Here is a 23,076-nt window from a genome sequence, read left to right on the forward strand (position 1 = left end):
TCGAAGCAGAATGAAGCCCGGCACAGCGGACTTTTAGAAAATAAAAAAAGTGCAACCAAAAGGTTGCACTTTTTCAGTGTTCCGTTTATGCTTGCATACGTTGTGTTTCTTCATCCAATCCACCGTGCTTTTTCTCGGATTCAGCGACAACAACTGCACACGCAGCATCTCCAGTAATGTTAAGAGCTGTTCTTGTCATATCTAGAAGACGGTCGATACCAATAATCAACGCAATACCTTCGACCGGCAGGGACACCTGATTCAGTACCATGGCAAGCATGATCAGACCGACACCCGGGACCCCGGCCGTACCGATACTCGCAAGTACGGCAGTCAACACGACCATAATTAATGAAGTGAAAGATAAATCAGATCCATAAACCTGGGCGATGAAAATCGTCGCCACACCCTGCATGATTGCTGTCCCGTCCATGTTGATGGTCGCCCCGAGAGGCTGAACGAAACTACTTACAGGTTTAGGGACATTTAAGTTTTCCTGCGCCGTTTTCATAGATATCGGCAGCGTGGAACTTGAACTGGATGTACTGAATCCAACCGTCATAGCAGGGAAAAACCCTTTGAAGAACGTAATCGGATTCATCTTACCCAGGAAGGATACAGCAGAACCATACGTTACGATCGCATGGATGAACAGTCCCAGAAGGACGACAAACATATACATACCCATCGCACGCATACCGTCAATACCCATCGTTCCGATAGCGGAAGCAAGAAGACCAAAGGCACCATACGGCGCAAAACGCATAATCAGATTAACAAGGAACATCATAATTTCGTTCCCCTGCTCCACCAGTTTGTAGATCCCTTCTGTTTTCTTGCCGAGCATAGCAAGAGCAAAACCGATAAAGATCGCAAAGGCAATGATTTGCAGCATGTTTCCATCCGTCATAGACTGGATCGGGTTGGTCGGAATAATGTTCGTAAAGGTTTCTACAACACCAGGAGCCTCCTGAGCTTCATACTCCGCATTAGCCGTACTGATATCAATATTGCCCGGCTGGAAGAGGTAGGCAAGCCCGATCGCAATGGAAATGGCAATCGTTGTTGTAGCTAGAAAGAAGCCGATGGTTTTCCCGCCGATTCTTCCCAGTTTCTTCGGATCACCCAGGGAAGCCGTTCCCAAAGTGATGGAGAAGAATACAATCGGGACGACGAGCATCTTAATAAGATTTAAAAAGACGGTCCCCAATGGACTGAAAATATAGGCATCCAAAGTTGTAAATAGATCGGGTGCAGCTAAATGAAGACCCAGACCTACCGCAGCACCAAGGATTAAACCAATAAAAATCTTGGTTGTTAACTTCATGACGTAACCTCCTGAAAACAAATATGATAGCGCTTTCTTATTATTTCCTTTGAGCGTAGTTTCTTAAAAAAAGTAAAAAAAACATTCTTGAACCATTAAAAAAAGACGTACGCAGTGGGGCGTTTGTACCTCTTTGGGTATGAGTGTGTAGGCGTAGTTTCGGACATTAACTTTTGGCTGCAACCAAGTGGATGGATCGTGCTTTATAGATTATAGCACAGAATGACTAAATTTTGAATAGAATTTGCTGGCAGTTTTTTATGCATCAGCATACTGGAGAGATTGCCTGCGATTCACCGGCCGGAAGAACCGCTATAGGACAGTCTTTACAGGATTATGAGAAATTTTAGAATATATTACAATTTTATAAAAATATAAAAGTCGTTGTATATTATATACAATCCATGCATAAAAAAACAGCCGCCTCTCAAGCGGCTGTTCTTATTAAAGAACCCCTTCGCTTTCCCAATTCTTAAGTTCTCTACGCAGAACCTTACCACTAATCTGTGTTTTAGGAAGCTCTTCTATAAATGCTATTTCCCTTGGGGCAGCGTGTGCCGCGAGCCCGCTTTTCACGAAGCTCCGGATTTCTTGCGCTAACTCCTCCACCCTTTCATACCCTTCATTTAAAACGATATAGGCCTTGACGATTTCTCCGCGTACATCATCCGGTTTTCCGATGACTCCGGACTCTTTTACAGCAGGATGCTCCATCAGCTTGCTTTCAATTTCAAAAGGCCCGATCCTCTCTCCGGAAGAGTTGATCATATCATCACTCCGTCCTTGAAAGAAAATATAGCCGTCTTCATCCATATACGCAAGGTCACCAGCGAGATACCAGTCTCCTCCGAACGGGAAATACGTCTGATACTTTTCTGGATTTTTCCAAACTTCCTTCATCATGGACGGCCAGGATGCCTGTATGGCAAGATGGCCTGTTTTTTTGGAGGGAAGCTCCTTTCCGTCATCATCCAGCACCGCTGCCTTTATTCCCGGTATCGGCCGGCCCATGGATCCAGGTTTGATGGTTCTCGTCGGCAGATTGGCTACAAGCTGGGCGCCTGTTTCCGTCATCCACCAAGTATCGTGGATTCTCAGGCTCCACGTTTCGTAAGCCCAGTGAATAACTTCCGGGTTCAAGGGCTCTCCGACACTCAGCACATGCCGTAGTTTTGATAAGTCATAGTCTTTATGCAGACGTTCCGGCTGAGATTTCAGCATACGGAAAGCGGTCGGTGCGCTGTACCAGACGGTTACACCCGCGCGTTCCAGCACCCCATACCAGGTCTCAGCAGAAAAACGCCCACCGTGAATGACTGTGGTCACCCCGTTCAACAGAGGAGCAAACACGCCATATACCGTACCTGTCACCCAGCCAGGATGGGCGGTACACCAATAAATATCCGATTCATGGAGATCCAGTACCCAGCGTCCTGTCTGGTACTGCTGTATCATATTACGGTGGGCGTGGATGATGCCTTTCGGCTTCCCGGTAGAGCCGCTTGTGTAATGAATGTTTAAACCGTCTTCGAGATCGACCCATACCGTTTCAAGCTCTGGATTTTCCTTCTCCGCTTCTTTTGTAATGGAAATGTAGTCCCCGCCCTGCTTGTCGGTAACAAAAATATTTTTCAGGCTTGGAATGTCCTCCCGAATGACACGATCCAGAAAAGAGTGGTCGGTTATTAAATATTCCCCTTCACAATCGTTGATTCTATCCTTTACGGCTTCTTCCATAAAGGCTTCAAACAAAGGTCCGACGACAGCTCCCAGCTTGATGGCAGCCAGCATGGCGATATGGCAGGAAGGGTGCTTGGGGAGGAAAACAAAAACAAACCCCCCCTTCTTCACACCATGCCTTTGAAGCACACGCGCCCAGCGGTTCACTTCACGCTGAAGCTCAGCATACGTATAGGTGATTTCTTCTTCATCCGACAAATAATGCAGCGCTGTTTTGTTCCCTTTTCCTTCCGCCACGTGCCGGTCGACACACTCATAGGCCATATTCACCTTCCCGGTCTTGTGCCAGGTAAAGTTGGAATGAATATCCTTCCAATCAAATGGAGCACCCTCCCTCCATTCGCGTCCGACTTGGTAGTCTCCCTTCTCCGGGGGGATTGTCGCGTTTGTCATAGATGTACCTCCTTATCGTTTCGTAAAGTCCAGTTCCTTGAGGATCTGCTCTTTCAATTCACCTAGAACGGCATCGCCACGTTTTCTCGGCTTTGGTCTCTGGATGAACAGTTCCGACTCGATCTGACCCGGCTGCCCTCTCATGATGACAATGCGGTCACACAGATAAAGGGCTTCATCAATATCGTGCGTCACGAGGAGGGTTGTCGTATGGTGCTTCTCCCATATAGAAAGCAGAAGATCCTGCAGCTGCATTTTCGTAAAAGCGTCCAGGGCACTGAAGGGTTCATCAAGGAGAAGGATGTCCGGCTGACTGAGCAGCGACCTTGCAATAGCGGCCCGCTGTGCCATTCCACCAGATAAGTCCTTTGGATAATGATGCTCAAACCCTTTTAATCCGACAGTTTCTATCAGTTCCAAGGCGGCCTCCTTTTTGGACGGCTTGGAAAAACCGAACGTGACGTTGTCAAGGACATCCAGCCACGGCATCAGACGCGGTTCTTGAAACATCATTCCGAAAGCATTCCCGCGGTTTTCAGATTTTGTCTGGATGCTCCCTTCGTACTCCGGATCCAGCCCGGAAAGAACACGTAGGAGCGTGCTTTTCCCACACCCGCTCGTGCCTAGCACTCCGACAACCTCTCCTCTTTTCACTTGTAAATCTATATTTTCAAATCCTGTCGCTCCCGATTGGAACGTTCGTGACACTTGTTTGACTGCCAGCACGTAGATCGTTCCTTTCTATTAGGCATTTTCTAAATTATCCTGCCACTTCAATGCTCTCGTCTGGATCCTCTTCAATACCTCATCTGTAATCTTGCCGAAAACAGCAAAAAGAAGGATGCTTCCTATAACAATGGCGGGGGCAGACGTATTCTGCCCGTACACCATCAAATAACCAAGTCCCTGGCTGGCACCAAGCAGCTCGGCCGCCACTACGAACATCCAGCCGAGGCTGAGGCCGCTCCTGAGACCAACGATAAAAGATGGAAGCGCGGCAGGAAGGATGATTTTCTTAATCTGCTGCAGGCTCGTAAAATGATAGATACGTCCGACTTCGATCAATTTCCGATCGACCCCTTGAATGCCCGACGTTAAATTTAAATACACAGGGAAAAACACCCCTACAGCGACAAGCGTAATTTTCGACGCTTCACCGATGCCGATCCACAGGACGAACAAAGGTACCCAGGCAAGCGATGGGATCGCTCTAAGGGCCTGGAGCATCGGATCAAGCAGCTGACGGGCGATCCGGCTGTACCCTGTAGCCGCTCCCAGTACAACAGCCGCGGCCAGACCAGCAAAAAATCCTGCAAAAACACGGTAAAGGGTGATGCTGATGTGCCCCCATAACTCTCCTTCCTGTGCCATGCCGCTCATTTCTTCAACGACGGCTGTTGGAGAAGGAAGCAGGTAAGGAGCCACCCATCCCGCACGGGAAGCTGCTTCCCAGAGAATAAGAATGAGCACCGGGAGGACCAGTCCTAACAAAGCCCCTCCCCACTTCCTTTTAGGAGCCGGTTTTATTTTCGTTCGCTGCACAGCTGGTGATGAAACAGCAGCTTCTGTACGACTGGACATCGTTGGACCTCCTTATTCAATCACTTCTTCTGCAAATTCCGGCCGGACAAGATCTTCCGTCAACTGATCGATATCCACATCCGGTTTGATCACTTCTTCTTTCTGAAGGACCGTGCCGGCTCCTTGAATCGTTTCTTTTAAAGCATCTCCCGGAACAGGATCCGACAGGTCGTTGCGATCAAGGCTTTTCTTCGCTACCTCAAGATCGAGGTTGGCTTCCTCGGCCAGGATTTCAGCGGCTTCATCCGGGTGTTCTACTGTCCACTCCCGCGCTTTTTCGTAGGCTTTAATCACATCTTTGACGACGTCAGGATGGTCATCCGCAAACGCAGAACGGACGTTCAACGTTCCGTACGTATTGAATTCAGGCTTACGGTAAAACAACTCTGCCCCTGCTTCCAGTTCATTACGTGCCATGTGGGGGTCAAGCCCTGCCCATGCATCGACATTGCCGGAGTTCAAGGCAGAAGCCCCTTCGGGATGCTGCAGATTGACAAGCTCAATATCATCCACACTCAGTCCGTGGTCCTTCAAAGCACGGACAAGGAAAATATAAGGGTCGGTTCCAAGCGTGGCGGCAACTTTCTTCCCTTTCAAATCCTCTACAGAAGAAATACCAGAATCCGGATTCGTCACTAAAGCCGTCCATTCCGGCTTGGAATAGAGATAGACGGATTCTACAGGAGCATTATTCGCTTTAGCCATCAACGCAGCCGCTCCGGCTGTAGAACCAAAATCAACGCTGCTTGAATTCAAAAACTCAAGCGCCTTGTTGCTTCCCTGGCTGAGCACCCATTCCACTTCGATGCCCTGTTCTTCAAACGCTTCCTCAGCCCATCCCTTTTCTTTAAGGACCAGACTGGTTGGAGAGTAGTAGGCATAATCAAGGGTCACCCTATCCGGCTGTTCCCCCTGCCCCTCGGCATTACTTGAACATCCGGCAAGCCCGACGGCCGCTGCTGCACTGAGGACAGCTATGGCTTTTTTCCAATTCATCTTTTTACCCCTTCCCTTGTTTAAATTTCGCATGCGTACGTATCTATGCTTCCGCGCAGCCGCTGTGCTTCTTTGTAGGTACAACGGTTATGGACAACTTCCAGACCTGCTTCACTGGCGATTTCCGCTGCTTTTGGAGAAATGACACCTTCCTGGAGCCAGAACACACCGGGCTGAATGTCCGCTGCCTCCCGGGCAATCTCAATGGCGGCCTCAGGGCTCCGGAACACTTGGACGACGTCGATGCTGAATGGGATCGATCTCAAATCCGGGTAAGCTTTCTCGCCAAGCACCTCTTCCTCCCGAGGGTTCACCGGGACGATCTGATACCCGAGCCGCTGCATTTTTCTTGCGAGACGGTGACTCGGACGGGAAGGCTTTCCACTGAGGCCGACGACAGCCAGTCGTTTCGGGCGTGTTTCTCCTTCTTCGGTGATCTTCGCAGAGCTGAGTGCCCATTTAATGACACCTTCATCATTCTCAGTAATTGCCCGCTTTCCGGAATCATTGCCTGTTGCCTTGGCAATGGCCCGATCAAGGTCATTGATTAAATCCTTACTGGATTCGAGTCCGATGGAAAGACGAATCAGCTCTTCCGTCACCCCACTCGCCGCAAGCTCTTCGACGGAAAGCTGCTGGTGGGTCGTGGACGCCGGGTGGATGATCAGAGATTTCGCATCGCCGACATTGGCGACATGGGACCACAACGAGATGTTGTTGATCACCTGACTCCCAGCCTCTCTGCCTCCTTTGATTCCAAATACGACAATGGAACCGTAGCCGCCCTCTAAATATTGATTGGCCAGTTCATGGGCCGGATGGTTTCTCAAGCCTGGATAGGAAACCCATTCCACATCAGGGTGCTCCGCCAAGTATTCAGCCACTTCCCGGGCATTATCTGAATGACGTTCAACACGAAGGTGAAGAGTTTCAAGTCCCTGCAGCAGAAGGAAAGCGTTCTGCGGGCTGAGGCAGGAGCCAAAGTCACGAAGCAGCTGGACTCTGAGTTTTGTAATGTAGGCGAGCGTGCCGAAATCGGCTGTATAAACAATGCCGTTGTAGCTCGGATCCGGCTCTGTAAAAACAGGGAATTTCCCATTCCCCCAGTCAAACTGCCCGCCGTCTACGACTACACCTCCGATAGCTGTTCCATGCCCCCCAATCCATTTCGTAGCCGAGTGGACGACAATGTCAGCTCCGTGTTCAATCGGACGGCACGTGTAAGGTGTGGCAAACGTGTTATCGACGATCAATGGAATCTGATGCTCATGGGCAATGGCGGACACCTTCTCAAAATCAAGCACGTGAAGACTCGGATTACCGATGGTCTCAGCGAAGACGGCCTTCGTATTCTCATTGATGGCCTGTCTGAAATTTTCCGGATCGACCGGGTCAACAAAATGAACGTTAATGCCATATCGCGGTAAAGTGTTGGCGAATAAATTATAAGTTCCGCCGTATAAATTGGATGCTGCCACGACTTCATCCCCCGCACCAGCTACATTCAAAATGGCCAGGGCAATGGCGGACATGCCTGAAGCCGTCGCTACCGAGGCTACTCCGCCTTCCAGAAGAGCCATACGTTTTTCAAATACGTCCACCGTCGGATTACCGAGTCGGGAGTAAATATTCCCCGGTTCATCGAGGGCAAATAGACTCTGGGCGTGATCGGTATCATGAAACACATAGGATGTGGTCTGGTAAATCGGAACGGCCCGTGAACCTGTCGTAGGATCCGGTGACTGTCCTCCGTGCAGAGAGATGGTATCAATATCGTATCCTTCAAAAGAGTTGGTCATTGTATGTCCTCCTAAAGTTTATTATTCACATCATTTTAATCAGTTTTAAAATCAAGTAGTCCTTTGAGCATCTTTATTCATGCAAAAAGCCCTCTTCCATATAAGAAGAGGGCTGAACGTGCTGATATCCTCCTCTTATCTACCAGATCCATGATCTGTAGGACTTGGCACCTTTTCAAACCGATGTTTGAAGGTTGCCGGGCTTCACAGGGCCTATTCCCTCAGCCGCTCTTAATAAGAGTACTAGTTATTTAATTTTGATTATGATGAGAATTATAGCTGACCGTCTGCATTAATGTCAATAACATTCTGAATTTTTATTTTATTGAAGTGTCGATAGTGCTTTTCAGCTGATGAATGATATCTTCACCGCTCTCAATTCCGATAGATAAGCGGATGACGTAATCGTTCACTCCGATTTTTTCGCGTTCTGATTCTGACAGAGCCCTGTGTGACGTACGGACAGGGTACGACACGGTCGTCTGGACACCAGCGAGTGTCGGCGCAATTTTGATCCATCCAAGAGATTTGAAAAAGGCTTCCACATCCACGCTCTCATTGAGCTCGATGGTAACAATCGCTCCATGGCCACGTTCAGATACGTATTCAGGATAAAACACCTTTTTGACCCCATTATGCTCCCGAAGAGCCTCTGCGACACTCTTTGCATTCGCAGACTGCTGTTTCATCCGGAGGGCAAGTGTTTTGGCCCCTCTCTGGGTCAACCATGCTTCAAATGGACTTAAATTCGCACCGAGGGTCACGATTTTCTGGGATGCTTTGGAAATCAGTGCTTCCGAACCGACCAGAACACCGCACGTGACATCACTATGACCACCTATGTATTTCGTAGCACTGTGCACAACAAGGTCCACTCCATACTCATAGGGCTGGACAAGATAGGGGGTGGCGAAAGTGTTATCCACCATCGTCTTTAAGCCGTGTTTTTGAGCGAGACTGCTTAGACCCTTCAAGTCTTCCACGCGTAGGAACGGGTTGGAAATCGATTCTGTATAAAGCAGATGTGTATGAGGCTGGATGAATTTCTCCACCTCGTCCAAATCGTTAAAGGATACCATGGTGACGTCGATTCCGAAGGAGGGCAGTTCTTTAGTCAGGAGTTTGTGCGTACCTCCATACACATCTTCTGCAGCTACAATATGGCCTCCGGGTTCAACAGCCGCCAGAATTCCTGCAAGGATGGCTGACATTCCCGAGGAGGAAGCGACTCCAGATGGGGCACCTTCGAGCTCAGCAACCGTTCCCGCAAGTTCATCGGTATTCGGATTTTTTTCTCTTGTATATAAGTATGGACTCTCCCCTTCATAGTAACTTTCCAGATGGTCGAGGTCCTTGAACGTAAAGGCGGATGTCTGATAAATCGGTGTCGTCTTGCTGTTATGCACCTGTGATTGATCCTGTTTATGGTGGACAATTTTTGTTTCAAAGCTTGGATGTGTCATTCGTCGACTCCTTTCTGATCACTTAATCAAAAATTATATCGATGGAGAGGTGTTATTGTCAAAGTTTTTCGACATATTCAGACAAAGCCTTCAGCAAGTGACTTTGATAGGCAGGGGTATGAGGAACAAATGATTCCACCTTCATCCTTTCTTTTTCTCCGGTGCAAATCGAAACACCTACAGCCATTTCCCTGTCTCCGGTCATCAAGGAGGACAACTGGTCCAGAGGGATGGCAAGTACGTCAGCCACTTCAACTCCGACCGGTAGATCCCCACCAGGCCAATGATAGAAAAACAACCGGCAGATTTCCCGGTCCACCTTGTCTTTCCCAATCAATTCCTCCTTTACATATCCGGCTGGTGTTAAAGCAGAACGTTCCAGGGACAGCCCCAATTCTTCCTGGATTTCGCGCAGTCCTCCCTCGATCAATCCCTCTCCTGCTTCGAGGTGTCCGGCTGCCGTTATATCATACAATCCGGGATAATCTTCTTTATCAAAGGCTCTTTTTTGAAGCAGGACATGCCATTTTGAATCGATTTTCTTTACAAACCAGCAGTGAAACGTTTCGTGCCAGTCTCCATCTCTATGAACGTCCCCTCGTGCCTTGACACCCGTTTTTTCTTCCTTTTCATTAAAAATATCCAGCAATTCCTCCATCTTTGAATCCCCTCTCCCTATGTACGGATTTCCCTGTAATTACTATCTATGATATCCAGAAGTTTAATTTTACAGCAAGGAGGAAATCTTAAACAAAAGGAGGTGGGACGATGAGTGAAAATGAAAAGAAAACCCGACGCGGGCGTGTCGAACAATCGAATGAGGCAGCAGAAGCCTTCAACCGTTCAGCAAAATTTAATCAGGCATTTTCCCATGAACCCCCGGAAGCTTTACAGGAAGACCACAACCATTCGGAAGGAGATTCCCTTCTCCACCATTATTCCGATGAAGAGAAATAACCTGCGTTGATCCGCGGGTTTTTTTTGATCTCTCAAAAATATAGAAAATTCTGTTAGTATGGAAGGGAGCGTGACACGTAGGAGGAAAGGATGAAACCATCATGCGGGAAAACACAAAAAAATGGATCATCATTGGTGCTGTTCTGATCCTCTTTGCCGGAGGGACATACGTCTATACTGACTCCCAGGACTCCGTCAAATTGGTTCACAAAGAAGACAGCTCCTTACATAGGAAAGCAAAACCGGTCGATATGGAGAACGTGCCAGGCAGCTGGAACGAAGTCGAGTCCGAGGAGCTTCTGAATGAGTTCTTTGAGGGGCGCATCCCCGGCCTGGCCCTTGCACGGGAAGAAGGGCTGACCACAACAACTGAAACTTCGGCTTCGCTGCCGGGTCGTGACGGCAGAGCTCAGATTTACGAAGTATGGCATGGGGAACAATTCATCCACTTCTTGTACCGTATCGATTTATCTGCCCTCGTTTCTGAGACGGAGGAAACGGAGGGGATCGGGAATATGCCGTCGCTGCATTCCATCCATATAGAAGCAACAGAGGATAATGGTGCCCAGACATTGGACCTCAGGCAGGAAGGGGTCGGTAACCAGGAAGCTGTGATCTACGAAAACCGCCTGTATGGGGCAGTCTCCACCCCTCCGGTCAATGACCCTTGGGAACTCAATGATTTTGAGACGAAAGTTGAAGAGGTTAACCGGACTGTTCCGACATCCCTGACGTTTCAAATTGACGGGGAGACCTATGAAACAGAAGCCGCACCTGTTTCTTATGTAAACAATGAGGAAGCGAATATCTTGAAAACATTCACCACCACCGGGACCTACGAAAAAGATGGTCTTGCCATTGAACCCGAAGAAGTCCAGATCCGAGCATCCTATGGAAAAGTGAGAATGGCCATTGAAGATGAAGATGATGTGTTCAATCATACGATGAATTCCTATTTTAAGATGGACACAGGCGAGAAGATCCCGGTATTTCTCGGTTATGATCAGGAAGAGAACGCCGGCACTTATGAAGGGCGGTTTCAACCATTAGAAGAGATTCCTGAAGAGCTTACGCTTGTTGTAGAAGATATCCACCTTAAGGAAGATGCCTCTTATTCGTTTACTGTAGATATAGACCGTATGGACTTGAACGCGTCTACTTCTACACGGATCAGCGAAAAAATCGGAGAAGCGCGCCAAACGGATATTTACCTGGACAGCGTGGAAACAACAAGTGACCAGCACATGAGCTTGGAATTGAGCTACAGCCCGCACGACTACCACCAAAACGAAAAGCTGGTCGGAGAATCATTTCATCCCCTTCCTGCATCAGGAAAAGGGCAGGAAGAACCTTCTTCTTCCGTTTCTGTTCTGGGAGATAACGGCCAGGAAGTCCAGGCCGATTATGCAGGCACAGATGGGATGGCCACAATATCTTTCCCAACCCACAACTTCCAGGAAGCCTCGACGCTCACTGTTACCGTCAACCAGATGGTGTATGGAAAAGAAGTCGACACGACCTTTGATTTAAAACCCCAATAAGAAAGCAGAGGCACAGCTTTACCTTCGGGTTTTTATATGTATCCAGGAACTCTGAACATTCTCTTTGCGCACAAACGTCCATAGGAGAACGTACTTTGTTCCCATGATTGACATTATGAAAGAGGTCGCGTGGAGCGTTCGGTGGTGACGCCTGCGGGAACAGCGCGAGCCGAAGATCCACTTGGTCAAATGGTTTTTTTGACCAAGTCAGCTGAGGCCGTGCCCGCGGCAAGCACCCACCGATAAGCGGAACGTGACCACCTACACGCTACAGGAGCATGACCCCGGGATGAAAAAATATCTTTCAGCTTGTAGAGAAACCTTTTTCTAGTGACTCCAAAGGAGTGGTCATCAATACTTGGTCATGGATAGGATTTTTCCCACACAGGCGGCAGAAACGCAGCTTGTACTGTTCTTTTGAAACCGCGAAGGAGCTATGCTCAACGTTCTCTTTTATCATAGGATAAAGCTGTCTTTCCACAGGCATCGGCACGAGGAGCGTTCGGTGGTGACGCCTGCGGGAACAGCGCGAGCCGAAGATCCACTTGGTCAAATGGTTTTTTTTGACCAAGTTAGCTGAGGCCGTGCCCGCGGCAAGCACCCACCGATAAGCGGAACGTGACCACCTACACGCTACAGGAGCATGACCACGAGATGAAAAAATATCTTTCCAGCAAGCTGAAAGCAGAGGCACAGCCTCTGCTTTTATAATGCGTCTATGAATTGAGATGCGGCTTCATTGAAGCGGTCATAGTGAGTCGCAGGTGTCTGATGATAGGCGTCCTCGATGACGACCATCTTCGCCTGCGGACACGCCTGATAAAAATGACTGTGTTCACTGATCCAGAACTCCTTGCTTCCATAAACGAGAAGCAGCGGCTGGCGTAAGTTCTCCAGCCGGTGGCTGCAGTCATAATGAAGTGCCCGGTCATAAAAGGCATGCCATGCTTCCGGATCCGACTTCGCCATATGTTCATTCAGCTCCCGCTTCAGTTTTTCATCCTTGAAATGAGAATGACTTAACAACTTAGCGAGGGTTTCAGGACTTTTCTCCACCCAGTACATCCCCCCGTGGAACTCAAAACGAAGCCCGCCGGTTTCAACTTTTGGAAATCCTCCTGCAAGAATGACTGCTCTGGCTCGCTCAGGGTAGGTTAAAGCCGTCTCCTGAGCCACCATTCCTCCACATGAATAACCGGCGATGACCGCAGATTCCAGCTGGAGATGATCCAGCAGACTGATCACCTCCCGGGCATACCAGGTAATGTCAGGGGAGTGTGTCACCACATCAGAATCTCCGTTCCCACTCAAATCCGGTAGAAGGATGCGGTACTTTGCTGCCAGCTCGTGCTGCATTTTAAACACCATCCGTCCCATTCCCGGCGGATGGATGAAAACAACCGGCTGCCCTTCCCCTAAATCCTCATAAAACAATGCTTTTCCGGAATGGTTGTCCGTGTAATAAGGCATACCCTGTCACTCCCTGATCGATTATCATGGACCCTTAGGATTCCCGGGACTGAAAGGGTTATACAACCAGGTATATTTGTCCAATTTAAGAACAGTCCCTCAGCCGATTGACACGTTGTTTAAGGCGGTCGTAAACTAGAAGAGACTTTATAACCTGGAAGGAGAAACCTATGAAGCGCTTGTTACTGTTAGGCGGATTGCTCAGCCTCGCCCTTATACTTGCGGCCTGTGGATCCAGCGAACTTGAAGATACATTGGATTGGGAGACCCAGTCATTCGAAGGGACCACCCAGAATGGGGAATCCTTTTCCACAGATGAACTGGAAGGCGAAGTATGGCTGGCGGACTTCATTTTCACCAACTGCAACACGGTCTGCCCGCCTATGACAAGAAACATGGTGAAAGTGAAAGAAATGTTGAAAGAAGAAGGCATCGATGTACATAGTGTCTCATTCAGTGTAGACCCGACCGTCGACACACCAGATAAGCTGAAGGAGTTCGGAAGCAAATACGGCGTGGATGAATCCAACTGGACATTTTTGACGGAATATACCCAGGAAGAGATTCAAGACTTTGCACGGGAAAGCTTCAAAGCCTCTGTTTTAAAAACGGAGGGCAATGACCAGGTCACCCACGGCACATCCTTTTATTTAGTAGGAGAAGACGGGAAAGTCCTGAAAAAATATAAAGGGGACACCGACGTTCCTTTCGAACAGATTGTCGAAGATACTAAAACTGCCGTGGATTCATAAACAAGAAGCCGCCCTCCTCATAGGGAGAGCGGCTTCAGCTTGTAGAGAAATCTCTGTTTCTTTACAAGCTTTTTTCTTTCTTACCGCTTTACCGCCAGGAGCGAAAGCCCCCTTCCCTTTCCGCGGACGAGCGCCCGAGCTTCCTCGCAAAACCCACGCTCGGCGATCTCGGACCACTCGTTCTTCCGCAGGAGTGGAAGGGGCACCGCTCATTGGGAGTTCTTTAACATCGAAAAAGACTCTCCTCCACCCCGCTCACCCTTGCTGGATGGAGGACAATCTTTTTCATATTCCGGCAGGCAGCCGTCATCAGCGCCTGTTCTTTCTCTTTTTCTTTTCCACGCAAGCGGCAATAGCGAAGCCCATGCCGTTCTTTTGAATCTGCGAACCTGCGTAGTGCGCAGTCTCTCTCCTCTATATTCTAACTCCGGCCCGAGGAGCGTTCGGTGGTGATGCCTGCGGGAACAGCACGGGCCGAACATCCACTTGGGCAGGCGACCTTCCTGTCCAAGTTAGCTGAGGGCGTGCCCGCGGCATTCACCCACCAATAAGCGGCATGTGACCATTTACACGACTAATGGACAACTCTAACTGGTTAACACAGTCTTTTTCTACAGCCAAAAGCCGCTCTCCTCATAGGGAGAGCGGCTTTTCTTTCGGCAGGCGTCCTTCCTGACCAAGTCAGTTGATTACCTGCCCACGGCAGACATCCACCGATATAAAAGCCGGAGAACCGGCTTAATTGAACAAGGAGCTTATGAAGTTCTTCAAAGACTGGAAGAAGCTTTGAACGGCACTGCGGAAGCTGCTCCAGAACCCATCATCATTAATGATATCCTGGATGCTTCCCGTCAGATCATCCAGTTGGTTTTTCACTTGATCGAAATTGATATTCAAATTTCTCATTTGATCAAACAAATCCGTCAATCGCTGGCGGTCTTCTTCACTCAGTTCGATGTTCAGCGTCTGCAGCTGCTCCTGAACAATCTGCTCGACCTCTTCCTTCGTTGCTGGATCCTGCTCAGCAATGGCTTTCTTGATTTCCGTCAGCAGTTCGCTGACTTTATCCTGATCGATCCCCTCTTCTTCTGCAATATCTGTTGCAATATCCAGTTCATCGCTCGCGACTTTCATACGGCTCTCATCCAGTTTCACTCCTTTGGCATCATACGCTTTGTAGATCCCTGTAAGAGCGGAATGTCCACTCACTTTCACAGAGGAAGCCACCAGCACTTCAGCGTTTTCGACGCCGGCAGTGAGGAGAGCATTCGTATACATTTCTTTTGTCACCTGTGTTATGTTATCTTGTGTAACGATTTCAATGGACAATCCTTCTCCGTTGTCCTTATGAAGGATTTTCACAGAAGAATACATATTCGAATTTGGATTACCACCGATGTACTCATTCAGATCCTGTCCGTTGACCGAAAACTCGTCGACCTGTTCATGCTGGTCCACCTTGAGTAAGTCCGCCACCTCAGATTTCTGCGCTTCTGACAGGGCTTCACCGTAGACAACGATCGGCAGTCCCAGCTTTTCATTGATGCCTTGGTCACCTGTAGAGGCGTAACTTTCCAGAGGCACCGCCCAAACAGAAAAGAGAAGCAGAGCCATCATCCAGATACTTGTCAGTTTTTTCATAACGTCGACCCCTTAATCATGGTTGATTCCTTCTCATACAACGAGGCGGAATCACCTTACTAGTATACCCGCATTCTCAAACGGGTCTTTTACATAGACGTCCGAGAGGGAAAAAAGGTTTCAAAACCACTGATATTTTTAAAGGAGCGTGACCATGCCATGATACGAAAAATCGGCCTTTATATTTTTGCTGCCGCTTTGTTCTACGCAGGAATCACTCATTTCATCTACGACCACGGATTTGCCAGAATGCTTCCGCAATGGGTGCCGCTGAAGCTTGAAATTGTTTACATGTCCGGCATCACCGAATGGCTGCTGTCGCTGCTCTTGGTTTTCCCGCAGACGAGAAAAGCCGCCGGTCTCGCTACAGCCGTCTTCTTAATTGCTGTGCTCCCTGCCAATATCTACGCAGCCATCTATTCAATACCGGCTCCATGGTCGGAGGAAGCAAGTCCGGCCGCTCTCTGGATCCGCCCGCTTTTTCAGCCTGTGCTCATTTGGTGGGTACTGGCCTGTTCGCAGGATTCGAAACCAGCGCAGCGGTTTGATAAAATGAAGAGGAATTAAATCGGAGGAGGTAGTCTATGCGTTTAGCAGATAAGAAAATCATCGCTCTTGTAAGCAAGGATTTTGAAGACTTGGAATTATGGTACCCGCTTCTCCGTCTGCAGGAGGAAGGAGCTGAGGTTCATCTTGTCGGTGAAAAAGCCGGCGAGGAGTACCCAGGGAAATACGGTGTTCCTGCCGTATCTGATTTCGCTTTTGATGAAATCGACCCTTCTGATTATGACGGAATTCTCGTCCCCGGCGGCTGGTCTCCCGACAAGCTCCGCAGATATGACAAAGTTCTCGATATGGTCCGGCATATGGATGAACATGAAAAGCCGATCGGTCAGATCTGCCACGCCGGCTGGGTACTGATTTCTGCAGGTATTCTGGAAGGACGAACGGTAACGAGTACACCCGGCATTAAAGATGACATGACAAATGCAGGAGCCACCTGGGTGGACGAAGCGGTCGTCCAGGACGCCCACATCGTGTCCGCAAGACGTCCGCCGGATCTTCCTCCTTATGCGAAAGCTTTCGCCGACCTGCTCGCTGAACAATAATAAAAAAATCCCAAAGCGGAGAACCGCTTTGGGATTTTTTTATTGATCATCAGAAACGGCGTGCTTGGCGAGCATAGACACAACCGCATCATCCATCGGCGGATTATGCAGCCCGGCACGTACATCACGGTAATATTTCTCAAACGGATAAGTCTTGGACAGCCCGCGGCCGCCCGCAATCCGCATGGCGAGATCCGCCACTTCATTTGCTGTGTTGGTAACCGCAAGCTTCACAGCGCCCAAGTCAGGACCCATGTGTTTTCTCTTTTCCGGTTCTTCATCCCACTTACGCGCCACACTGTACAGGTAGGCATGTGCCTGCATCAGCTTCCATTCCATCTCCCCGATTTTATCCTGGATGTGAGGAACTTCGGCGATTGGTTTATCGAGACTGTTCGGCTGAAACTCCTTCGCAAAAGCCACGGCATCATTGCGTGCAGCTACAGCAATGCCTAAGTAACAAGCAGGAATATGAAGCAGCCACCCTTTTGGAGACGGCTTACCCTCCTGTTTTAATTCGACGAGGTCATCTTCATTCAACTCCACTTTGTTCATGACCAAATCATGACTGGCTGTCCCTCTCATACCGAGTGTATCCCACGTCTGTTCCACTGAAAGGCCGGGCTGGTGGCGGTCGATCATAAACCATCCGACACTGTCTTTGTCTTCCACATAGGCGGATACAATGTAATAATCCAGATGCTCAGCCATTGACGTAAAGGACTTTCGTCCGCTGAGGACATAGCGGCCGTCCCTTTTCACTGCGGTCGTCTCAGGGATTCCTCCGCGCGTCGGGCTCCCGGTTGCCGGTTCTGTAGCTGCCCGGTTGACGACTTTCTGACTGGAGACGACTTCCTGGACAAGTCTGTTGTAAGAGGCGGGCTCCCATAACTCCTCCTGCGATAGCTCCATCATCGTTCCCATGTGCCAGCCAATGGACAAAGCGACGGAACCATCGCCTTCTGCAATTTTTTCCTGAAGCAGCAGCAGCTCATACAGGGAAAGACCTTCTCCGCCATCTTGAGGGGGGAGAGCGAGGGACGGGTACCCCTCTTCCTTTATTACCTGCAGCGTTTGCGGAGAAAAGGCTGCCTGCTGATCGGTTTCCTGGATGTGTTTTTTTGCTTCATCGGCAATCGCTGCGGCTTTTTGAAAAAGACGTTCCTGACGTTCGTTTTTAATCCACGTTTCAATCATACCTGTCATTCCAATCCACTCCCGGTTCGTAATCTATAATTAAATCATACCTGACAACTCGGAATGAAGCCAACGCGGCGCTTCTTTTGATTCTCTTTTCAACATACCCCGCCTCTTCATAAATCATTCCCGTCTCCTCTTTGTATGTAAAAAACCCGGCTGTCTTCAGCCGGGCTTTTGTTTATCCTTGGTTTACTTCTTCACCTTCATATATCTTAATGGACAGAGGAGCAGCTAAAAATTCAGAAGCTTTTCCGACAAACGCCTGGAAATGCTCACTTTGATTATGCTTCTCTACGGCTTCCCCATTCTGCCACACTTCCACCATTTTGTAGGTGTATTCTTTCTCCATATCCTTCACCAGATCATAAGAGACATTTCCCTCTTCTTCTCTGGATGCCTGAATCAGTGGGCGGATTTCCTCCAGAAAGCCATGTTCCTTATCAGGAGCCACTTCAAATACAGCATGAATAATATACATACCATCTTCCCTCTCTTCTTATCGCATTTGTGAATTCGTACTCCAATAGAGTCAACCAGAATCGTGCTCTTTATGAGCAGACATCCAGGTTCCATGAGCCGAATTCTCCTCTACATCGTAATGGATAGACCGGAGGACAGGAAATGATTCGCTCACCAAGCACTCTCCCTCCACATAAAAAAAGCACCGTCTGAATGCATCAGATCGGTGCTTTGATCATTTCCTTCTGGGAATTTGTTTCAACGCCTGTTTCACAGAGGCATAGGTCTGCAGCGACAGTTCACTGAAGTCCGCATAGGGAGCACTTTGGATCGCAAAGGTCGGCTTAATGCCTGTGATGACCAGCGTCGTCCCCATCAAGTCCAGCAGCTGATTCATTTGGTAAATCCCCATATGTATCGCTTCATTATAGGAATGAACCGCTGACATATCCATGATGAGATAATCTTCCTTTGTTTCTTTCACGTGATGACTGACCGCTTCCAACATCTGCTGCAGCCGTTCATCATCCACCGTTCCAACGAGCGGAAGAACAGAAATGTTGTCTTCCACAGGCACAATCGGTGTGGACAGACGCTTCACTTCAGAAAGATAGTGACCAATCAATTCCTCCTGCTCCCTGCGCTGGGTCACGTCTTTCTGAACCCCTACAAAATAAGTCTGATCCATCTGAGAAATGTACACCGGGAAAATTTGCAGCTCGTTCCAGAACGGTTTCCCGTCCTTCCGGTAGTTTTTAATCTCCAGGAGGATCGGCTCTTTGCTGTCCAGCCCTTCTCTGATGCGTTCAACCTGACTTTCGCTCGTGTCTTCTCCCTGAAGAAAACGGCAGTTGCGTCCGAGAATTTCCTCAGCTTTATATCCAGTCAGTTCTTCAAATCCTTTATTACAGTAAATCATCGGATTATCTTCCTGCTCCGGATCCGAAATCACGACACCCGCACCCACGCGGTCGATCGCAGCTTTTATGAATTCATTTTGTTGGATTTCTTCTAATCTAGCAAACGAAAGTTCATTCACGGTCATCCAGCTCCCTTTAAAATGGAATGAATACTATTATAATAAAATGAATGACAAACCCCTTGCAAGTTAATCTGTTCACTTCCACCTATTCCCAAGGTAAAATAGTAAGTTTCGGCCAGCGCTTTTTCCATTTCGCTGCCTTTTTCAAATAGACTTCCTCCGGGATCAGCCGCTTGTTCGGCCGGACAATTAAGCTGAATAAATCCTCCAGACCAAAAGGGGCATAAATATCGAAGGTTCCTGGTGCTCTTCTTTGGACAGCGAGTGAGGACGCTGTCGTCGGCCATGTGTCCACGGCTGCTTCGAGGGACGGATAGGGATCAATGGGAATATCGAATTTATCTTCATACCATAAATGAACGAGCGCCTCGTTCGTTACGTCCATTTCAAAAGGGTGACGGGAAAGCTGCTTTCGCATGTCCCTTTCCAACTGCCGCTCCTCTTCCAATGTTCCTTCTGGATCAAAATAGATCAAATCCGCGTCTCCAATCCCATACGCTGGGTCGAATCCGTGCTTTTCATTCCATACACTCTGCACAAGTGCTCCCGCTCCTATGTAATAACATGAAAAATAATGATCGGCTTGATCAAAGATCGGAAGAAGGTGAGGGGTTTTCTCCTGAATGATTTCGATCAGCTCGCTTTCCAGAGAATTCATGATTTCCACTCCTTTTTTTTAGGTGTTGAAGAAAGGCATCCACCTGTGGAAGTGAACGGACATCCGGCTTCACGCATGCCCATGTCTCCCTGATGACAGCATTCCCCTCTTGATTTACAAGAGGCAGACAGGCATACTCTTCCTTTTCCTCGTGCGCAATACTACCTGGAAGGACCGTCATTCCGAGCCCATGTTTCATCATTTGTTTAGCGGTTTCAAAATGATCGACCTTCATCGTCGGCCTGTAGATGAGTTCCTTTTGATTTTCCCGCCACTCCTCAAGAAGACGTGTAAAGTCCGAGTCTGTTTTGAACTCGATAAACGGCCGTTCCGTTACAGGGGGGAGAGGGAAAAGATCGAATAAATAAAGCGGGTCATTCAATAAATGGATCGAGTCGAATCCGGAAATCGGCTCCCCCCTCACGATGGATAGATGATTGTCGAACGCCGACGAACGGACTTCACTGCTGATCCCAGTGATCAGATCAATCGTTACCTCAGGATACATCTTTGTAAACGACTGGAGTATTTCCGGAAGAAAATACTGGCTGTAGAGCGACGACGCCCCTATGGAAAGAGTGCCGGACACTCTCCCTTCTGCCATCGCCAGTTTATCTTTGAGCTCCTTTTCCTTTTGCAGGATCTCTCTGGCTGAATCAAGCGCCAGCTCACCGAAAGGAGTGATCCACAGTTTTTTCGAGGTGCGGACGAAAATGGCTCCTCCCAGTTCTTCTTCTATGTATTTCAATCGCTGAGTGATCGCCGGCTGGGAAAGAAGAATTTTTTTTGCTGTCGAACGGATGGTACCACATTCATGAAGCTGGATTAACAAATCATAATCTTCCATTCTCACCGAATGTTCCCCCTATCCATTTTTCTTATCACCTTTTATTATAATTAAATATTATTCAAATCTCTATCCTTCGAGTAAGATAAAAGGGAAAAAAGGAGGGATCACATGCTTCATATGAAAACCGGCCGTCTGCTCGGAAGTTATTTTCTATACGAATGCGGGCGGGCCATGTATTTTGTGCTGACAACCTGGATCTTGTTCCAATGGACGAACGACCCTTTGTACACAGGGTTATTTGTCAGCTTCGGCTTTCTGCCCGGGATGGTCTCCAACCTTTTCTTTGGAGTACTTGTAGATCGGTACAGCCGGAAGAAACTCGCTGTAGCTGCCGGGGCATCCAGTGTGCTCATCCTCTTATTTCTATGGACGACATTTGCCATGGGTACAGAATCCCCCTGGCTGATTATTCTTGTCCATATGCTCCTTCAGACAGCCGGCTCCTTATTCCGTCCTGCCCTGCAGGCTCTGACAGCCGCGATTTTTCCGAAAGACGCGCTCCCGAAAATCTTCTCCTGGTCCAATTCCTCGACAATCACAGGCAGCCTGATCGGTGCAGGCGGAGGCGGGGTTCTGGCAGGGACTCTTCCTGCGGAGATTTCCTTAGGAGTCGTCCTTCTCTTGTTTACGGCGTCCACCCTCTCCGTGATGCAGCTGGGTGAAGCTCCCTTTAGAAAAGAACAGCGGAAACACCTTTCATTTTTTCTGGATATGAAGGAAGGCTTCCGTTATGTCCATCACCACCCGCTGTTTTACGGTTTGTTCTTTCTCTTAATGATCGGTCAGCTGACCTTTCATACTTCTCTTGGCTTTTTAAGCGTTTATACCAGTGCCCACCTGCTGCAGGGGGCTTTCCTCTACGGACTGCTTGATGCGGTGTTTTCGATTGGAGGTATGGCTGCCGGGCTGCTGGGGACGTGGTGGTGGAAACTATTCAAAAACAGCTTAGCGGTCTGGGCCTTTGCCGTTACTTCATGTGGTCTGCTCTTCGTCAGCCTGACTAACAACGTATGGCCCGCTTTTATAGGTTTTTTCCTTATCGGTTTCGGCACATCATGCATTCGTGCTTTACTTCAATCGGTTCAGCAGATGGCGTCGGATCCGGCTTTCCACGGAAGACTCTCCAGTCTGCGTATGCTCGCCAACCAGTCTTCTGTTGTCCTCAGTGGGCCGTTATTCGGAGCCATTGCTTCCACTTCCGGTGTTTCCTTTGTGTTCCTATGGCTGCTTCTTCCGGCTGGTGCCGGTATTTTGTGGGCACATATCCAGTCCCGTCATCCAGATTTTCAAGCGGTTACAAACCAGAGGACGGCCTGATCATAAAAAAAGGTATGCTTGATTAAAAGCATACCTTTGTCATGTATAAGTTAAGTACGGTTATCTTGTCTCTTCCTTCGGTGTACGGTACACTTTTTCAACCTCGATCCCCAGTGTCTTCAAATAATCGACGATCTGGTCCAGTCTCTGCATGTTTTCACCTCAGTATGAAATAAGATTTGGCAGGAAATCTGACGACAATCTACTTATTGCTTTATATACGTCTCCCATCGCAAAACGTTTCACTTGACTTACAATGAACCATACCCTTGTCTTAAATCAGATATGCACCTTTTTACACATTCGAACATTTTTTATAACCGTTCCGTTCAGTGTCTTCTCTTGATGGCGGACCTTCTCATAACCGTGCTTCATGAAGAAAGGAACGGCAGCAAAACTGGCTTCTGTATGGAGGCGCACCGCCCCCATGGATTCAGCCTCTCTTTCCAACTGTTCCAAAAGGATGGATGCTGTTCCTGTCCGCTGGTCATCCGGCCTGACATATAGGAAATCAATACATTCCCCACCGGCTAAGGAAGCCATTGCAATGACCTGACCCTCTTCCAAGGCAAGCAGGGTGAACCCGTTCAGCAGCCTTCCAGACAAGCTTTCATTCAATGAAACGGCCCCGGCCCATGCTTTTTTTGTTCATCCGTATACACGTCCTGCGGAATGTCCATAATCGCATCAACCATCAAGCGGATGACTTCTTCTGTATCGTTGTTCCCCATCTTTCTTATCTGCACCAAATCTCTCTCCCTTCCATCATAACAAAATGGTC

23 protein-coding genes, 1 pseudogene and 1 riboswitch are annotated in these 23,076 nt (G+C 48.6%); of the genes and pseudogenes, 6 read left to right on the plus strand and 18 right to left on the minus strand.

Annotation, left to right across the window (positions count from 1 at the left end; translation table 11 throughout):
- Positions 1-85 precede the first annotated feature (85 nt).
- The 8 genes from QMA39_RS17120 to QMA39_RS17155 form a co-directional block, all read right to left on the minus strand.
- Entirely contained in the window at positions 86-1,327 is a 1,242-nt protein-coding gene (locus QMA39_RS17120) for a dicarboxylate/amino acid:cation symporter (RefSeq protein WP_027956861.1), read from the minus strand.
- Between the two features lie 444 nt (positions 1,328-1,771).
- Positions 1,772-3,460: an acetate--CoA ligase gene (gene acsA / locus QMA39_RS17125; protein ID WP_281659404.1), complete on the minus strand. Its 1,689-nt coding sequence runs from the start codon at positions 3,458-3,460 to the stop codon at positions 1,772-1,774.
- A gap of 12 nt (positions 3,461-3,472) precedes the next feature.
- Complete coding sequence (locus QMA39_RS17130; RefSeq protein WP_281659405.1) at positions 3,473-4,186, minus strand: ABC transporter ATP-binding protein; 714 nt, start codon at positions 4,184-4,186, stop codon at positions 3,473-3,475.
- An 18-nt stretch (positions 4,187-4,204) separates the two neighbouring features.
- On the minus strand, positions 4,205-5,041 hold the full coding sequence (locus tag QMA39_RS17135) for an ABC transporter permease (RefSeq protein ID WP_281659406.1): 837 nt from the start codon (positions 5,039-5,041) through the stop codon (positions 4,205-4,207).
- 12 nt (positions 5,042-5,053) lie between these two features.
- Positions 5,054-6,037 (minus strand): aliphatic sulfonate ABC transporter substrate-binding protein, encoded by a 984-nt coding sequence (locus QMA39_RS17140; RefSeq protein ID WP_281659407.1) that lies wholly within the window; start codon positions 6,035-6,037, stop codon positions 5,054-5,056.
- A gap of 20 nt (positions 6,038-6,057) precedes the next feature.
- On the minus strand, positions 6,058-7,836 hold the full coding sequence (locus QMA39_RS17145; protein ID WP_027956866.1) for a PLP-dependent aspartate aminotransferase family protein: 1,779 nt from the start codon (positions 7,834-7,836) through the stop codon (positions 6,058-6,060).
- 132 nt (positions 7,837-7,968) lie between these two features.
- Positions 7,969-8,077, minus strand: a riboswitch (SAM riboswitch).
- A 76-nt stretch (positions 8,078-8,153) separates the two neighbouring features.
- Positions 8,154-9,299, minus strand: a complete 1,146-nt coding sequence (locus tag QMA39_RS17150) for a PLP-dependent aspartate aminotransferase family protein (RefSeq protein ID WP_206935695.1) — start codon at positions 9,297-9,299, stop codon at positions 8,154-8,156.
- A 58-nt stretch (positions 9,300-9,357) separates the two neighbouring features.
- On the minus strand, positions 9,358-9,957 hold the full coding sequence (locus QMA39_RS17155; protein ID WP_281659408.1) for an NUDIX domain-containing protein: 600 nt from the start codon (positions 9,955-9,957) through the stop codon (positions 9,358-9,360).
- Positions 9,958-10,067: 110 nt separating this feature from the next.
- On the opposite strand from QMA39_RS17155, the gene QMA39_RS17160 reads away from it, so the two are divergent.
- Together QMA39_RS17160 and QMA39_RS17165 are read left to right on the plus strand one after the other, a co-directional pair.
- Positions 10,068-10,256, plus strand: coding sequence for a hypothetical protein (locus tag QMA39_RS17160; RefSeq protein ID WP_027956869.1), 189 nt, complete (start codon positions 10,068-10,070; stop codon positions 10,254-10,256).
- 101 nt (positions 10,257-10,357) lie between these two features.
- Positions 10,358-11,797, plus strand: a complete 1,440-nt coding sequence (locus QMA39_RS17165) for a hypothetical protein (protein ID WP_281659409.1) — start codon at positions 10,358-10,360, stop codon at positions 11,795-11,797.
- Positions 11,798-12,502: 705 nt separating this feature from the next.
- On the opposite strand, the gene QMA39_RS17170 is transcribed toward QMA39_RS17165, so the two are convergent.
- Positions 12,503-13,267 carry an alpha/beta hydrolase gene (locus tag QMA39_RS17170; RefSeq protein ID WP_206935686.1) on the minus strand — a complete coding sequence of 255 codons (765 nt, stop codon included), beginning with the start codon at positions 13,265-13,267 and terminating at the stop codon, positions 12,503-12,505.
- A 170-nt stretch (positions 13,268-13,437) separates the two neighbouring features.
- On the opposite strand from QMA39_RS17170, the gene QMA39_RS17175 reads away from it, so the two are divergent.
- Positions 13,438-14,019 (plus strand): SCO family protein, encoded by a 582-nt coding sequence (locus QMA39_RS17175; protein WP_277988138.1) that lies wholly within the window; start codon positions 13,438-13,440, stop codon positions 14,017-14,019.
- A 223-nt stretch (positions 14,020-14,242) separates the two neighbouring features.
- Here the strand turns inward: QMA39_RS17175 and QMA39_RS17180 are convergent.
- Both QMA39_RS17180 and QMA39_RS17185 read right to left on the minus strand, forming a co-directional pair.
- Positions 14,243-14,413 (minus strand): annotated as a pseudogene (locus QMA39_RS17180) (transposase); the annotation flags it as partial.
- 344 nt (positions 14,414-14,757) lie between these two features.
- Positions 14,758-15,660: a DUF1002 domain-containing protein gene (locus QMA39_RS17185; RefSeq protein WP_027956873.1), complete on the minus strand. Its 903-nt coding sequence runs from the start codon at positions 15,658-15,660 to the stop codon at positions 14,758-14,760.
- Positions 15,661-15,819: 159 nt separating this feature from the next.
- On the opposite strand from QMA39_RS17185, the gene QMA39_RS17190 reads away from it, so the two are divergent.
- Positions 15,820-16,227: a hypothetical protein gene (locus QMA39_RS17190; protein WP_035532877.1), complete on the plus strand. Its 408-nt coding sequence runs from the start codon at positions 15,820-15,822 to the stop codon at positions 16,225-16,227.
- A gap of 17 nt (positions 16,228-16,244) precedes the next feature.
- A complete protein-coding gene (locus QMA39_RS17195; protein ID WP_027956874.1) occupies positions 16,245-16,769 on the plus strand; it encodes a type 1 glutamine amidotransferase domain-containing protein in 525 nt (174 codons plus the stop codon).
- Positions 16,770-16,808: 39 nt separating this feature from the next.
- Here the strand turns inward: QMA39_RS17195 and QMA39_RS17200 are convergent, their stop codons facing one another.
- From QMA39_RS17200 to QMA39_RS17220, 5 genes are all read right to left on the minus strand, one after another.
- Complete coding sequence (locus QMA39_RS17200) at positions 16,809-17,975, minus strand: acyl-CoA dehydrogenase family protein (RefSeq protein ID WP_281659410.1); 1,167 nt, start codon at positions 17,973-17,975, stop codon at positions 16,809-16,811.
- Between the two features lie 172 nt (positions 17,976-18,147).
- Positions 18,148-18,447: a putative quinol monooxygenase gene (locus QMA39_RS17205; protein ID WP_281659411.1), complete on the minus strand. Its 300-nt coding sequence runs from the start codon at positions 18,445-18,447 to the stop codon at positions 18,148-18,150.
- A gap of 216 nt (positions 18,448-18,663) precedes the next feature.
- Positions 18,664-19,467, minus strand: a complete 804-nt coding sequence (locus tag QMA39_RS17210; RefSeq protein ID WP_051254799.1) for an STAS domain-containing protein — start codon at positions 19,465-19,467, stop codon at positions 18,664-18,666.
- A gap of 88 nt (positions 19,468-19,555) precedes the next feature.
- Positions 19,556-20,128, minus strand: a complete 573-nt coding sequence (locus tag QMA39_RS17215; protein ID WP_035532883.1) for a nucleotidyltransferase family protein — start codon at positions 20,126-20,128, stop codon at positions 19,556-19,558.
- Positions 20,058-20,975, minus strand: a complete 918-nt coding sequence (locus tag QMA39_RS17220; protein ID WP_242520509.1) for a LysR family transcriptional regulator — start codon at positions 20,973-20,975, stop codon at positions 20,058-20,060. The genes QMA39_RS17215 and QMA39_RS17220 overlap by 71 nt, the downstream gene beginning before the upstream one ends.
- A 111-nt stretch (positions 20,976-21,086) precedes the next feature.
- Between QMA39_RS17220 and QMA39_RS17225 the strand changes: the two genes are divergently transcribed.
- On the plus strand, positions 21,087-22,295 hold the full coding sequence (locus QMA39_RS17225; protein WP_027956879.1) for an MFS transporter: 1,209 nt from the start codon (positions 21,087-21,089) through the stop codon (positions 22,293-22,295).
- A gap of 279 nt (positions 22,296-22,574) precedes the next feature.
- Here QMA39_RS17225 and QMA39_RS17230 read toward each other — a convergent pair whose 3' ends face one another.
- Both QMA39_RS17230 and QMA39_RS17235 read right to left on the minus strand, forming a co-directional pair.
- The gene (locus tag QMA39_RS17230; protein ID WP_281659412.1) at positions 22,575-22,913 is read right to left on the minus strand and encodes a GNAT family N-acetyltransferase; all 339 of its coding nucleotides are present in this window, start codon (positions 22,911-22,913) and stop codon (positions 22,575-22,577) included.
- Positions 22,910-23,041: a hypothetical protein gene (locus tag QMA39_RS17235; RefSeq protein ID WP_281659413.1), complete on the minus strand. Its 132-nt coding sequence runs from the start codon at positions 23,039-23,041 to the stop codon at positions 22,910-22,912. The genes QMA39_RS17230 and QMA39_RS17235 overlap by 4 nt, the downstream gene beginning before the upstream one ends.
- Between the last annotated feature and the right edge of the window lie 35 nt (positions 23,042-23,076).

The sequence above is a fragment of the Halobacillus sp. Cin3 genome, from assembly GCF_947311855.1.
Lineage (GTDB): Bacteria > Bacillota > Bacilli > Bacillales > Halobacillaceae > Halobacillus > Halobacillus kuroshimensis.

Coding starts and splice junctions, on each gene's coding strand:
- QMA39_RS17220 (WP_242520509.1), bottom strand. CDS start 20,975: ATGGAAGATTATGATTTGTTAATCCAGCTTCATGAATGTGGTACCATC.
- QMA39_RS17185 (WP_027956873.1), bottom strand. CDS start 15,660: ATGAAAAAACTGACAAGTATCTGGATGATGGCTCTGCTTCTCTTTTCT.
- QMA39_RS17155 (WP_281659408.1), bottom strand. CDS start 9,957: ATGGAGGAATTGCTGGATATTTTTAATGAAAAGGAAGAAAAAACGGGT.
- QMA39_RS17215 (WP_035532883.1), bottom strand. CDS start 20,128: ATGAATTCTCTGGAAAGCGAGCTGATCGAAATCATTCAGGAGAAAACC.
- QMA39_RS17200 (WP_281659410.1), bottom strand. CDS start 17,975: ATGACAGGTATGATTGAAACGTGGATTAAAAACGAACGTCAGGAACGT.
- QMA39_RS17195 (WP_027956874.1), top strand. CDS start 16,245: ATGCGTTTAGCAGATAAGAAAATCATCGCTCTTGTAAGCAAGGATTTT.
- QMA39_RS17190 (WP_035532877.1), top strand. CDS start 15,820: ATGATACGAAAAATCGGCCTTTATATTTTTGCTGCCGCTTTGTTCTAC.
- QMA39_RS17140 (WP_281659407.1), bottom strand. CDS start 6,037: ATGAATTGGAAAAAAGCCATAGCTGTCCTCAGTGCAGCAGCGGCCGTC.
- QMA39_RS17165 (WP_281659409.1), top strand. CDS start 10,358: ATGCGGGAAAACACAAAAAAATGGATCATCATTGGTGCTGTTCTGATC.
- QMA39_RS17135 (WP_281659406.1), bottom strand. CDS start 5,041: ATGTCCAGTCGTACAGAAGCTGCTGTTTCATCACCAGCTGTGCAGCGA.
- QMA39_RS17160 (WP_027956869.1), top strand. CDS start 10,068: ATGAGTGAAAATGAAAAGAAAACCCGACGCGGGCGTGTCGAACAATCG.
- QMA39_RS17145 (WP_027956866.1), bottom strand. CDS start 7,836: ATGACCAACTCTTTTGAAGGATACGATATTGATACCATCTCTCTGCAC.
- QMA39_RS17205 (WP_281659411.1), bottom strand. CDS start 18,447: ATGTATATTATTCATGCTGTATTTGAAGTGGCTCCTGATAAGGAACAT.
- QMA39_RS17225 (WP_027956879.1), top strand. CDS start 21,087: ATGCTTCATATGAAAACCGGCCGTCTGCTCGGAAGTTATTTTCTATAC.
- QMA39_RS17120 (WP_027956861.1), bottom strand. CDS start 1,327: ATGAAGTTAACAACCAAGATTTTTATTGGTTTAATCCTTGGTGCTGCG.
- QMA39_RS17175 (WP_277988138.1), top strand. CDS start 13,438: ATGAAGCGCTTGTTACTGTTAGGCGGATTGCTCAGCCTCGCCCTTATA.
- QMA39_RS17150 (WP_206935695.1), bottom strand. CDS start 9,299: ATGACACATCCAAGCTTTGAAACAAAAATTGTCCACCATAAACAGGAT.
- acsA (WP_281659404.1), bottom strand. CDS start 3,460: ATGACAAACGCGACAATCCCCCCGGAGAAGGGAGACTACCAAGTCGGA.
- QMA39_RS17170 (WP_206935686.1), bottom strand. CDS start 13,267: ATGCCTTATTACACGGACAACCATTCCGGAAAAGCATTGTTTTATGAG.